General features: G+C 35.9%; 14 protein-coding genes. 10 read left to right on the top strand and 4 right to left on the bottom strand.

Features of this window, described 5'->3' with window-relative positions:
* Positions 1-168 precede the first annotated feature (168 nt).
* The 6 genes from pepN to FJR45_RS12400 all read left to right on the top strand — a co-directional run bounded on the left by pepN (position 169) and on the right by FJR45_RS12400 (position 7,747).
* Complete coding sequence (pepN, locus tag FJR45_RS04175; protein WP_193151487.1) at positions 169-2,730, top strand: aminopeptidase N; 2,562 nt, start codon at positions 169-171, stop codon at positions 2,728-2,730.
* Between the two features lie 169 nt (positions 2,731-2,899).
* Positions 2,900-4,369, top strand: coding sequence for an NAD(P)/FAD-dependent oxidoreductase (locus tag FJR45_RS04180; protein ID WP_193151488.1), 1,470 nt, complete (start codon positions 2,900-2,902; stop codon positions 4,367-4,369).
* 16 nt (positions 4,370-4,385) lie between these two features.
* Positions 4,386-4,562, top strand: coding sequence for a hypothetical protein (locus FJR45_RS04185; RefSeq protein ID WP_193151489.1), 177 nt, complete (start codon positions 4,386-4,388; stop codon positions 4,560-4,562).
* A 57-nt stretch (positions 4,563-4,619) separates the two neighbouring features.
* Positions 4,620-5,438 carry a peptide deformylase gene (locus FJR45_RS04190; protein ID WP_193151490.1) on the top strand — a complete coding sequence of 273 codons (819 nt, stop codon included), beginning with the start codon at positions 4,620-4,622 and terminating at the stop codon, positions 5,436-5,438.
* Between the two features lie 10 nt (positions 5,439-5,448).
* Complete coding sequence (locus tag FJR45_RS04195) at positions 5,449-7,536, top strand: ATP-binding protein (protein WP_226966469.1); 2,088 nt, start codon at positions 5,449-5,451, stop codon at positions 7,534-7,536.
* The gene (locus tag FJR45_RS12400) at positions 7,517-7,747 is read left to right on the top strand and encodes an Hpt domain-containing protein (protein WP_226966470.1); all 231 of its coding nucleotides are present in this window, start codon (positions 7,517-7,519) and stop codon (positions 7,745-7,747) included. The genes FJR45_RS04195 and FJR45_RS12400 overlap by 20 nt, the downstream gene beginning before the upstream one ends.
* Here FJR45_RS12400 and FJR45_RS04200 read toward each other — a convergent pair.
* Entirely contained in the window at positions 7,744-8,496 is a 753-nt protein-coding gene (locus FJR45_RS04200) for a response regulator transcription factor (RefSeq protein ID WP_151900742.1), read from the bottom strand. The two genes, FJR45_RS12400 and FJR45_RS04200, sit on opposite strands and share 4 nt — an antisense overlap.
* Before the next feature lie 159 nt (positions 8,497-8,655).
* Here FJR45_RS04200 and FJR45_RS04205 point away from each other — a divergent pair, with 159 nt between their 5' ends.
* A complete protein-coding gene (locus FJR45_RS04205) occupies positions 8,656-8,916 on the top strand; it encodes a GIY-YIG nuclease family protein (RefSeq protein ID WP_193151491.1) in 261 nt (86 codons plus the stop codon).
* A complete protein-coding gene (locus FJR45_RS04210) occupies positions 8,906-9,127 on the top strand; it encodes an RNA-binding S4 domain-containing protein (RefSeq protein WP_193151492.1) in 222 nt (73 codons plus the stop codon). Before FJR45_RS04205 ends, FJR45_RS04210 begins: the two co-directional genes overlap by 11 nt.
* Here the strand turns inward: FJR45_RS04210 and FJR45_RS04215 are convergent.
* Positions 9,117-9,824, bottom strand: coding sequence for a DUF445 domain-containing protein (locus FJR45_RS04215; RefSeq protein ID WP_193151493.1), 708 nt, complete (start codon positions 9,822-9,824; stop codon positions 9,117-9,119). The genes FJR45_RS04210 and FJR45_RS04215 overlap by 11 nt on opposite strands.
* Positions 9,825-9,899: 75 nt before the next feature.
* On the opposite strand from FJR45_RS04215, the gene FJR45_RS04220 reads away from it, so the two are divergent.
* Positions 9,900-10,373: a hypothetical protein gene (locus FJR45_RS04220; protein WP_193151494.1), complete on the top strand. Its 474-nt coding sequence runs from the start codon at positions 9,900-9,902 to the stop codon at positions 10,371-10,373.
* 129 nt (positions 10,374-10,502) lie between these two features.
* On the opposite strand, the gene FJR45_RS04225 is transcribed toward FJR45_RS04220, so the two are convergent.
* Positions 10,503-10,901, bottom strand: coding sequence for a rhodanese-like domain-containing protein (locus tag FJR45_RS04225; protein WP_193151495.1), 399 nt, complete (start codon positions 10,899-10,901; stop codon positions 10,503-10,505).
* A gap of 78 nt (positions 10,902-10,979) precedes the next feature.
* On the opposite strand from FJR45_RS04225, the gene FJR45_RS04230 reads away from it, so the two are divergent.
* On the top strand, positions 10,980-11,351 hold the full coding sequence (locus FJR45_RS04230; protein WP_193151496.1) for a hypothetical protein: 372 nt from the start codon (positions 10,980-10,982) through the stop codon (positions 11,349-11,351).
* 9 nt (positions 11,352-11,360) lie between these two features.
* Here FJR45_RS04230 and FJR45_RS04235 read toward each other — a convergent pair whose 3' ends face one another.
* Positions 11,361-13,274 (bottom strand): methyl-accepting chemotaxis protein, encoded by a 1,914-nt coding sequence (locus tag FJR45_RS04235; protein ID WP_193151497.1) that lies wholly within the window; start codon positions 13,272-13,274, stop codon positions 11,361-11,363.
* Between the last annotated feature and the right edge of the window lie 31 nt (positions 13,275-13,305).

Consider the following 13,305-nt stretch of genomic DNA (forward strand, 5'->3'; position numbering starts at 1 on the left):
GAAAAAGAGTGTATATATGAGGATAAAAATAAGTAAGTTTTTGAAATTTATTAATTTTGAATTGAACATGTGGAATTATATTGTATAAAACTTTCTTATACTTTAAAATTAATGAATTTTCATGGAAAATTTAAGTAAAATATCAGTATTAAAAATAAAAGAGTAATAATGAATACAGAAGTAAAAGCAAAATATTTAAAAGATTATAAAAAGCCCGCCTATGCAATTGAGAGTGTTGATTTGCTGTTTGAATTATTTGAAGAAGAGACATTTGTTACAAACACTATGCAGATAAAAAAAACAGATGCAAGTGTGAATGATTTAACACTTGATGCTGTGAATCTGGAACTTTTAGAGCTTTCTTTAAATGATTTAAAGTTGCAGGAGAGCCGCTATATTATCGAAGAGGAAAAACTCACTGTTCTCAATGTTCCTGATGCGTTTGAGATAAAAATAAAAAACAAAATATATCCGCAAGACAATACAGAACTTGAAGGGCTGTATAAATCAGGCGATATTTTTTGTACCCAAAATGAGCCTGAGGGGTTTAGAAGTATTACACCTTTCCTTGACCGTCCTGATATTATGAGTCTGTTTACAACGACGATTCTTGCAGACAAAAAGAAGTATCCTGTTTTACTCAGTAACGGCAATAAAATTAAATGTCATGAAGATTTCAAAGAACGCCATGGGGTAACCTGGCATGACCCGCATCCAAAACCTTCGTATCTTTTTGCGCTTGTGGCAGGGAATCTTGGCAGTATAAGTGATGAATTTACAACAATACAAGGCAATAAAGTCGCGTTAAATATTTACTGTGATTTGGGAAACGAGCAGAAGTGTCATCATGCCATGCACTCGCTTAAAGCCTCTATGAAATGGGATGAAGAGAAATACGGGCGTGCCTATGATTTGGATATTTACAATATTGTAGCAGTTGACAGTTTTAACATGGGTGCAATGGAAAACAAGGGACTCAACATTTTTAACTCCGCCTATGTACTGGCAGATACCGATACAGCCACTGATGCCAATTTTATGGGAATAGAGAGTGTGATAGCGCATGAGTATTTCCACAACTGGACAGGCAACCGCATTACATGTAGAGACTGGTTTCAACTCACACTTAAAGAGGGACTGACAGTTTTTCGCGACCAGTGCTTTTCGGCAGATATGAATTCAGCACAGGTACAACGCATTGAAGATGTAAAAGCACTCAGAGAAAGACAGTTTGTCGAAGATGCTTCACCGACACGCCATCCTATTCAGCCGGAGTCTTATATATCTATGAACAATTTTTACACGGCTACGGTCTATGAAAAGGGTGCAGAAGTGATACGCATGGTTTATACACTTTTGGGTGAGAAAAACTACAGACAGGCGATGGATTTGTATTTTGAAACCTTTGACGGACAGGCGGTTACAACTGATGACTTTTTATGGGCGATGCATGAATGCGGTGATTTTGACTTGGAACTTTTTAAAAGATGGTACAAACAAAGCGGTACACCGCGTTTACATGTAAAGGAGTCTTTTGAAAATGGGACATATAGCATATTATTAACACAAAAAATTCCGGATGATGTTGACGGAAAAAAACAAAAGCCCTGTTATTACCCTTTAAAGATGGGGCTTTTAGATAGAGATGGCAGTGAGATTTTGGCAAAAACTTTGATAATATCGAAAGAAAGTGAAACTTTTGTATTTGAGAATTTAAAAGAAAAACCTGTACTTTCCATAAATCGGGATTTTTCCGTACCAATAATTGTTGAGTATGGTGAGGCTCAATTTGCTTTTTTAATGAAGTATGACACAAACAGTTTTACGCAGTATGAGGCAACACAGAATTTTGCACTCCGGACAATCAGTGAAATTATAGAGTCCAGTGCCATCAATGATGATTTTGTAGATGCATATGGACATTTGCTTGATTTGGATGTTGATTTGTCTTACAAAGCACTGCTTTTGGAACTGCCGTCTGTTTCAGCAGTTATGCAACTACAAAAAGAGATAGATTTTGACGCGATATATGATGCACAGGATAAACTGTTGTTGCATATAGCACAAAAATACAAAGAGAAGTTGTTAGATATTTATAAGCAAAATCATCTGCCTGCATCAGCAAGCTTAGAGGCAAAATATATTGCAAAACGAGCCATAAAAAACAGAGCATTGAAAATTCTTTCCATACTGAAAAATGATGAGGTCGCAGAGTTGGCACAAAAACAGTATGAAGAATCACTCACTATGACTGACCGTATTGTTGCTTTGGATGTTTTGGAAAACTTACATGTATCGTATGCTGAAGTTGCACTGCAGGATTTTTATAACAGATATAAAGATGAAACACTCGTCATGAACAAATATTTTGCAATTTTGGCATCTTCGAGCCGTTATGATGTGCTTGAACGTGTTGAGAAACTTCAAAGAGACAAAGTGTATGATGAAAAAGTACCTAATCTTGTCCGCTCTTTAGTCGGTTCTTTCGCGCGAAACCATAAACATTTTCATGCTAAAGACGGAAGTGGGTATAAATTTCTGGCTGACAAAATCATAGAAATAGATAAAATCAATCCGCAAATAGCTTCAGGGCTCTGCGGTGCTTTTAAAGTCTGTGATAAAATGAACAAACATAATCAAGATTTGATAAAAAAAGAACTCTCGCGTGTAATTTCTACACAGGGGCTTTCAAAAAACAGTTTTGAAATTATTGACAAAATATTAAAATAAACTTAATTTACAGAGTTACTGTTTTTACAAATGCCCTGTTTTAGGCATTTGCAGGCTGTTGTCTCTTTTGCTTTTAAAATTTATGCAAAAAAGAAAGAAAATCATGTGATAACATTGTGATATTATTTTGATAAAGTTACCAAGAACTTAAATTATAGAGGAAAATTATATGGCAAGATTAGTTGTATTAGGTGGTGGTGTTGCTGGGCATACAACAGCTACATTCGCTGCAAAATGGTTAGGCTCAGATCATGAAGTTGTTGTTGTCACTCCAAATGCCAAGTGGAACTGGATTCCGTCAAACATCTGGGTGGGTGTCGGCCAAATGAAAAAAGAGGATGTGACATTTGATTTAGCACCTGTTTACGCAAAAGCGGGTATTGATTATCGTCAGGCAAAAGCAGTCTCTTTAAACCCGGAAGGTTCGCAGTCAAGTGATAAACCTTTTGTTACTATTGAGTATACAAGTGCGGATAAAGCAGGACAGACTGAAAATATAGAGTATGATTATATTGTCAATGCGACAGGACCAAAGCTGAATTTCGGAGCTACTCCAGGTTTAGGCGAAGGCAGTCAACTGGGCGAGCATACTGTTTCTGTCTGTACGGCTGACCATGCGGTACATGCTGCAGAAAAATTAAATGAAGCCATTGAAAAAATGAAAGGCGGAACCCGTCAAAAATTCCTGATAGGAACTGGACACGGCATGTGTACATGTCAGGGGGCTGCATTTGAGTATATTTTCAATATTGAGCATGAACTTAGAAAAGCCGGTGTTCGTGACATGGCCGATATGAAATGGATCTCTAACGAATCTTTTCTTGGTGACTTCGGGATGGGCGGACTGCATATGAAAGTTGGGGGATATGTTGTTTCTTCCAAACTGTTTGCAGAATCTCTTTTTGCCGAAAGAGATGTTGACTGGCTCATCGGTGCGCATACAAGCAAAGTAGAAGCAGGAAAAGTTGAGTATGAACTGCTTGACGGTTCAACCGGTGAAGAAGAGTTTGATTTTGCAATGCTTATTCCTCCTTTTGCGGGTGTTGGTTTAAAAGCCTATAACAAAGCCGGTGAAGATATTACTGATACGGTATTTGCTCCAAACGGTTTCATGAAAGTGGATGCGGACTATACGCCAAAACCATACGAAGAGTGGAAAGCAAGTGACTGGCCAAGAACATACCAAAATCCTACATATAAAAATATGTTTGCTGCAGGTATTGCTTTTGCTCCGCCGCATATTATTTCTAAACCGATGAAATCTCCAAACGGAACACCGATTAATCCTACACCGCCTAGAACTGGTATGCCTTCTGGTATCATCGGTAAAGCGGTTGCACATTCAGTTTGTGATTTGATGACAAAAGGTGAAAATGCTCATTTACATGAAGCTTCTATGGCTGAAATGGGTGCTGCCTGTGTTGCAAGTGCCGGTAAAGGTGTCTTTGACGGTACTGCTGCTGCGATGACAGTTTACCCTGTTGTTCCTGACTTTGAAAAATATCCGGGAACAGGGCGTGATACAGATTATACATTTGGTGAAATAGGGCTTGCGGGACACTGGATAAAACATATATTGCACTATCTGTTTATCTATAAAGCAAAACTAAATCCAGGTTGGACATTAATTCCAGAATAAAAAAAGAGGAGAGATTATGAGTGAAATAAAACAAGTTGAAGAGGAAGTAAATTTTCAAAAAAATGATAAGTTTACTTTAACAATGATACCGGGAGCATTTGCTAGAAAAATGCGTACTTGTGTAATCTGGCAGTTTATCAGATTTATAATAATCAATATAAAAATGATTATAGTTGTAGGTAAGAGTCACTAACAAGAAGAGTCTTGAAATTTTATTCAAGACTCTTTCTAGTATAAGGTACAAAAAACAATGGTAAGAGAGATTATAAAACATCCAACACCTCTTAGTGTAGAGTATGCCGTTGATGTAAGAAAATTTGATGATGAATTGTTTGCCTTGATAGAAGATCTCAAAGATACTATCAATGAAAATAATTTGGATGCTTTGAGTGCTTATCAAATCGGGAGTTACTATAACCTGATTATTGTAAAAGATGATGAAGGAAAGCTGATAGAGATGATAAACCCCCGGTTGATAAACCATAGGGGGAGTGTTACTACTACAGAATCAACACTGTATTATCCTGGAAAAACAGCACAGATACAACGCTTTGAAACTATCAGTGTTGTCTATCAAGACAGAAACGGAAATGATAAGTCACTGCAGGCAAGCGGAGATTTTTCTGTAAGAATTCAGCGAAAAATAGACTATACTTTTGGCGCTACTTTTGTGCAAAAAATGTCCAAAGAAGAAAAAGAGAAGTTTGAAAAAAGTTTAGAAAACGGTATAAATACTACAAATGCCGATTACTGTCCTACGGTCTTTTTCAGAGACAAAATTTTGAAACTGATAAATATTGTTATGTTCTTTATGCTTCTTCCGCTTGTAGCATCTTTTTTTATTGAGAAGGAGCAGACGTTACAGACTTTATGGACATATCAAATGTATACGATATACGGAGTCCTTGGTTTAAATATAGTTTACTTTTTTTATGCCCAGTATGAAGGAAAACTTTATGTCGCATGCAGTAGCTGCCAGTTAGGCAATATTGTCGGAACAACTGCAATATCTTTGGTAAAACTGTCTGTTATTACAGTTGCGTCATACTTTTTGTTACATGTAAGATAATGGTATAACAATGAAAGAAGGCAGCATCCATTTAAGAGCAGTAAAAGGGGTATTTGTATCTTCAAAGTCAGATATACTGCAGCAATGGATATCGTATGCTTCTGTAAAAGAGATACTTCATTTACATAAGATAGATGAAAAAGAATTTGTAGAAAAATATGCCAGCGGTGTATTTGACTACTTTATGGGCGTAATCGCGGGTGAGAGAGATATCGGTGACTGTCCTGTTATGCAGGAGTTTTTGGCCTATTTGAAACATCGTGAAATCAGTGCAGACGAGTTGTTTGAGATATGCAGCAATTTTCGCCGTTCTATGGTAGAGTTCACTTATGATGCGAAGATAAATTCAAAAGAGATCTTTGAAGAAATTTCTTATATTTTTGATAAAAATTTTAAAGGTATTTTAAAATATTATACAGACAGTATTTTTCAAAAGCTTATTGACGCAAGACAGGAAGCGCTGCGTGCTTCTCAGGCAAAAGAGTACTTTCTTTCCAATATGTCTCATGAAATTCGCACGCCTTTAAATGCTATTTTAGGGTTTGTAAATCTTTTGATGGATGAAGATATTAGCAATAAACATAGAAATTATTTGGATATTATATTAAGCAGCGGCGAAAACTTACTGAGTATTATCAATGATATTTTGGATTTTTCAAAACTGAGAAGCGGTGAGTTTACGATTGAACCAAAGATTTTTTCTCTGCATGAAGAGCTAAGCCATACGATGGAGCTTTTTGTAGCCAGTGCAAATTCAAAAAATATCACCATTACTTCTTTTATAGATCCTCGTATTCCAAAAGAGTTGTTTGGGGATGTCCTTCGAATTCAACAGATAGTCTCAAATTTTTTAAGTAATGCCATAAAATTTACACCTGAAGGTGGTGTGATAAAGGTTGAAGCAAGCTGTCATAACAATCAACTCAAAATCAGTGTGACAGACAACGGAGTCGGCATAAACGAAAAAGATATGGAAAGTATATTTGTTGCATTTACACAGGCACAGTTTAGCCAAAACAACAACAAAGAGGGAACGGGTCTAGGCCTGTGTATATCACACCAGCTTGCAGAGTTGATGAATGGAAGTGTTCATGTAGAATCACAAGTGAGAGAGGGCAGTACCTTTTGGCTCGATATCCCTGTTGCAGTGCAAAATAATGAGTGTCAGGCATTTAAAGATATCAGCGATTTTCAGAAACTAAAAATGGTACTGTATGTAAAAGACAAAGTTTTAGATTTTCGACATGAATCTTTTTTGAAGTATGCTGAAATTTTTGCGATGAACATCAGTGTTGTAGAGACACTTGAGTGCGAATTTGACATATGTATATTTGTACATGAAACATGCGATATAAACATACAAAAAGAGATTATATACTCTTCAAAAAAATATATAGCACTTATGAGCAAAGAGTATGATACTTATGAACACTATGCGCATATCAAAGCGATGAGTTTTCCTCTGTATTGTTCAAAAATTCATAAACATTTCAATGAGTTGCTCAATCCTGAATTGTCATTAATCCATAATAAAAAAATATCCAACAGATTTAAGGGACATATTTTGGTTGCTGAGGACAATGAGGCAAACCAGGAGTTAATGAAGATTGTTCTCAACAGATATGGCTTGACATTTGATTTGGCTCACAATGGAAAAGAAGCGGTTGCACTGTATCAAAAAAACAAATATGATTTGATTCTTATGGATGAACAGATGCCTGTTATGAACGGAACCGATGCTGTCATTAAAATTATCGAATATGAGGAAAAAAACGGTTTAAGTCATACGCCAATCTCTGCCCTGACAGCTAATGTGTTAAAGGGGAGGAGTAAAGAGAGAGATTTACTGAACGGATTTGACACATTTTTAGGGAAGCCTCTGGTTTTAAAAGAGTTGGAACGTGTTTTTATGGCATATCTGAAACTGGATTCCTACAGTGTTATACAGGAGGATAAAACAGATATATCTTCCACAGACAACCAAAAGATTACAGGGTTGGATGCCAAGAAACTGATGAAAGAGTTGATGTTGAATGAAGATGAACTTATTATGCTTTTGACACTTTTTATCAAAAAAAATGAAAACGACTCTGAGTGACTTGGCAAAGGCGGTTGCTGCAAGAGATTATAAAAAAACAGCACTTCTGGCCCACAGTATTAAAGGGTCAAGCGGAAATTTCAGAATTGAAATTTTACAAAAAAATGCAACTGAAATGGAAAGAATGGCAAAACTTGAAAATGCAGACTATAATTATGAACAAACCCTGAAAGAAATAAAAGAAAAGATTGCATCCATTAAAATAAACTAATCTTCTATATAATAGCCAATTCCTGAGGCATTTTTTATAATGTCTGTTTCAAGTTTGTTTCGCAGTCTCCACACCAGTGTTCTTACACTGTTTTCTGTAGCACCGTGCTCATCCCAGACATAGTTCATTGCCTGCTCAAACGACACAACTAAACCAAGTTGGGCAACAAGAAGGCGCAAAAAAGCATTTTCTTTTTTGGTAAGCTTGATCTTTTTCCCTTTGTAAAAGGTTTCGCATATACTGATGTCAAGATGGTAATCACCACCACCGAACGGAACAATTGGCTTGTCTTGTGAACGCTTGGAATAGAGTAGTTTTTCCAGGTTCAGTTTATCTACTTTGAGTGAATTGATATTCTCTTTTCTTTCATTTTCCTGTTGGTATTTGAACAAAGCCATTTGAATAGTTGCATGCAAAGACCCGGGGTCAAAAGGTTTTACAATATATCCGTAGGGTTCAGTAAGTTTTGCCTGGGCAATAATGTCATCATCACTGTATGAAGTGAGATAAATAAAAGGAATATCATATTTTTCTTTTATAGTTTTTGCAAGTTCGATTCCGTCATTGCTTTCTTGTAAAGAGATATCAATAATGATGACATCCGGATTGTGTGTAGCTATTTTACTTTTTGCCATAGGAGCGTTATCACACATCGCCACTACACTGTATCCGTGCTTTTGTAAAGACATATTTAAGTTAAGTGATGTGATTTCATCATCTTCGACTATTATTACTTTTTGTTTTTCCATGTTCTTTTCCTGTATTAAAAAAAAGTGACCAATTTGTGATAAATTAAGTCTTTATTATATTATAACTTTTTGTTATTTACAACTAAATTCATATATTTTTAAGAAATTGTTACAAAATGATACTGTAGTTATGATATAGTTTGATGAAAGGATGTATAAATGGTATATTATGTATATATTTTACAATGTAGTGATAATAGCCTCTATACAGGAATAACAACAGATTTAAAACGACGAATTTCTGAACATAACCATTCAGAAAAAGGTGCAAAATATACTAAAATCAGAAGACCGGTAAGATTGGTATATAATGAAGAACATACAGACAGAAGCAGTGCTTCAAAGCGTGAATATGAAATAAAAAAATTGTCACGGTCAGAAAAACTGAAAATTATAAAGAGGAGAGTAGATGAAATTTGAGTTAAAAGATGAGTATATAGAGCTGTATAAATTATTAAAAGTGTTAGACCTTGTAGACAGCGGCGCACAGGCAAAAATGATTGTTGCAGATGGATATGTAGTGCGTAACGGTGAAGTTGAGCTGCGCAAACGTGCCAAAATAAGAGCAGGCGATGTGTTGAGTGTAGGCGATGATGTAGCTATAGAAGTTGTTGCAACTTCTATAGTATAAAAGAACTTAGTAGTCCAATAAATCCTCCAAATACACCACCCCAGACAACCAGCCAGTCAAGGTGTTCGTGTATCATTTTTTGTACGATATCTTTAACCATTTGAGGTGTCAGTTCACTCAGTCTTGCATCAACAACCCGTTCGATTGATTGTATCATATCGTCATTTAAGGATGAATGGCTAAGGTGGTGCTGCAGGGTGTCATTAAATGCTTTAGATGTGACTATTTTTACGACTGCTGATTTGAGTTTGTTTGTAAAGGGTTCTTTTAAAGTGCTCAAGGCATTTTCTCCGCCGAACATTCCTAACATGCCACCAAAAGAGGACTCCATTACTGTTTTGCTTAAAGCATCAAAAGCGGGTGTAAAATCTGTCTCTTCTATGATAGGTACAAGGTTTATCTTTTTTTCTTCATTGGCAAAAAACTTTTCCAGCTGTTCTTTTGTGAAAAATTCATTCATGATAAGATTTTTTATAGCACTTTTAAATGCTTCAAATCTCTCAACGATAACACCGGAACCATACAAAAAAGGCACTTTTTCAAAGAGCATATGAATTGCCAACTGATTTGTCAAGGCACCGGAGAGTGCAAACAGACCCGCATATAATAAAGCTTCTTTGTATAAAGGCACTATAAAAGATATTCCAACAAGAGAGAGTGCAGTGAGGTTTGTGATAAGACTTTTATGTAATTTCATACTATTGCTCCTTTTTAAATGTGAAATTATATACTAAAAGTGTATGATTATAAAAAATATTACATGGATGAGGGTATGAAACAAAAAACATATGAACTTTTTAAAAATGAAAGTGTAGATACGATAGTAAATGAAATCGAAAAAGAGCTCAAAACAAGAAATGAGTCACCGTTTTGGACTGATAAAGTAGCTCCTTTTTCCCGTGCGATTTTATCGGTACTGGTTCCTTTGCGGGACAAGGATCTGTTGTTTACACCGGAGGGGGAGTATATAGAGACGCTGACTCCCGAGATTTTCCTTCGATGGAGCGATTTTTTGAGTTTGAAAACACTGGCTTTTACCCTTGCACACTCTAATGAGGCAAATAAATTAGTACGGACAAAACTTGAGGAAGAGAAATGTGAGCAGTACACACCGATAGACTTGAGTGAGTTAGGGACATATTTAAGCAGGTATACGGTGAATTTGGAAAATGAAAGTCTGGACTTTCCAATAGCCAATTATAATCTGCATCAGGGGGTCAGTAATGTTATAAAATCATTACTCTGATTCGGATTTAGTAAAAAATAAGATAAAGAACACCCCACAGAAGAAAAATCAGCAATCCAAGCACTCCGAATGTTATCACAATTCGGAGTGTCAGAAAAAGAAGAAATTTTAAAACTGTCTTTAATCGGCTCATTGCCTGTAGGGTACTGTTTTAATATGCAACCCTTTGGTTGCATACTCCATTCCACCCTTGAGATTGATTACTTTGTACCCAAACTCTTTTGCAAGCCACGGCGCAACTATGGAAGTTCTGCTACCTGTATGGCAGATAAGGGCAAAAGGTTTTGTCGTATCAACTTTTTTATGTAATTCATTTAAAAATTTTCTTGCATCATAGTTTCCTCCTGCATCCCAAAACATGATAGGAATTGCACCTTTTAAAAGACCTGTCTCTTTCCACTCTCCCGGTGTTCTGATATCTACGATAGGAATATTTTGCTTGAGCAGTTCTTGTGAAATATATTCATTTTTTACCTCTGCCATTAAGGACAGTGTAAAGAGCATCAGCAGTAAAATTGTTTTTTTCATGGTATTTTCTCCAAATATTGTTCGAGTTCTTAGAAATCTCTTGTATAATTATACTCATAAATAAATAATAGGCTTACAATGGCAGCATCTAAAAAAGCAATCGAGAATGCAAACAGGCTTCGGTATATCCGAGCACTGGAAAGATTTAAAAAAAGTATTTTGTCCTACTTGCTAAACAGTGATGCCCTGGACAATGAAAAGTACAATAAAAAGATTGACAATGCACTGAAACTGCTCAATCGGGTAGAAGAGGTGCAACTGTATAAGGGAGAACTGCAGGATCTGCAACAGCTTGTAAAAAAAATGATAGGCTATAAAGATTCTGATGAAGATATTGACAATATTAAAGAAGAACTGCTTTACAGTATAAACCAGTTGGAGAAAAGCAAGAATGCCAAACGGTATAAAAAAGACAAGCACTCTCACTCCAAATATGAGGAGTGGGAGTAAACAAAGAGCTTATTCTTCTTTTTGTGTTTGACTCAGCATTGTGTCAAGAAGTCTAAAGAGTTCTTCTGATGCTTTTTCCATCTCTTCGAAGTTGTGTAAAATATCCTGAGCATGTTCCAATACTTCTTCTTGCGCGTTTGGTTTATCAAGGAATGCAAGGTTTTTGTTTGCATTTGTATGGACAATATTATGCGGTTGTGCTATTTGCGGATAAGCCGGAGTATTGCTGAATCGTTCTTTTCCTTCATGGTCGTACCATTTTCCAAGATTACATTCATGAGAAGAGACTGCTTTGAGTACTTTTTTCAAAGATATCAAGGAGTTATATGCTCTTGATTTATATAAAATGTGGTCTATTTTTGCCAGTACAATAAATATACTGTTCTCCATATAGTATGACTGGTCTACAATTTTTGTTGAAGAATCACTCAGTTCAATGAGCGTCGTTTCAAACTCTTCTATTTTAGCAGTAGAGGCATCTACTGTCTCTTTCATCAGTTCGGAACTTGTCTGAATTTCACTCATTCCCTGCTGCAGTGATTTTATGGATATCGAAATTTCACTTGTCGCTTTATGTGTGCGTTCTGCCAGTTTTCTGACTTCATCTGCTACAACTGCGAATCCTCTGCCATGTTCACCCGCACGGGCTGCTTCTATGGCAGCATTAAGCGCTAAAAGATTTGTCTGATCTGCGATATCAGTAATAAGTTCGATGACTGATGTGATATTGTTTGTTTGTGAAGCCAGTTCATCTATGTTTGCATGGTTTGTGCCTACCTGTTCATTGAGTTCATGCAGTCCACTGACAACAGTGTTAATATTTGACCGAGAGTCATTTGCAAGTTTTGCAGCAGAATCTGTAGCATGTGTCACTTCTTTGATTTTTTCTATATTTGTTTTTAAATCAGCTTGAATAACGGTAAGAGATTCGGACACATTGACGCTTTTGACACTCAGTTTTGAGTTAAAAGAGTCTCTTTGTGCTTTTTGATACTGTTCACGCATAAAATCTATACTTTTACTGACATTTCTGATAGCAACCAGGAACTCTCCGTGCATTCCTTCAGTAGAGATAGGTTTGGAAAAGTCACCCTGGGAGGCATTTGTTATAGCAGTATTTACTTCATGAATCATATTTTCAGTGTGCTCTATAAGAATTTTAAGAGCTTTGCCCATCGCATCAAGTTCGGTGTCTCCCTGTGTTCTGATTTCATTCTTTTTGCTGAAATCACCATTGGAAGCAGTCTCTATCAGGCATTTGAATCTATTAATACCTGAAACTATGGAGGTTCTGATTTTTGTAGTGAGTAAAAATAAGATAACGATAATAAGGAGACTAGAGCCAAGTACAAACAGTTTGTAAAATGTTATAGCACTTTTCATGGCTTTCATGTCTCTATTAAACTGTTCTTTTTTATTTTTTACAAATGTTTTAAAATATTTTCGTGACTCTACAGCCAAAGGTGAGAGCTTCTGATGATATACGTGGTAAATGTCTTCTTTGTTGTTTTTAATATCATGGGTGCTTAAAGAGTCTATATATTTGTATGCTTCATTGATAAATTTCAGCGTTGAATATTTTGCTTTTTTCAGAAGTGCTTCGTTGGAACCGTTTTTGGAAACTTTTTCAAGTTTTTTGAAGTTTTCTGCAATTGCACTGATATTTTCTCTGAGTTCTCTTTTGTCTTTTTCAATATCACCGCCAAGCATGACATCTCTGTCATTTCTGCTGATGTAGTTCATTCTTTTTTCTATATCATAGATAGTCAGAGATGTATCAATGGAACTCTCTTTGATTTCATTGAACTCTTTTTCTATGCTGTTGAGCGCATAATATGTAAATCCGGCCGCACCGACGAGAGATATTACAATTACTATTGTTAAGAACCACATGAGCTCTTTTATACTTTTGTTTCTAAACATGAATATGTTCCTTATAAGTAAATCACAAGAT

Origin of the sequence: Sulfurimonas sediminis (assembly GCF_014905115.1) — a bacterium.
Classification (GTDB): domain Bacteria; phylum Campylobacterota; class Campylobacteria; order Campylobacterales; family Sulfurimonadaceae; genus Sulfurimonas; species Sulfurimonas sediminis.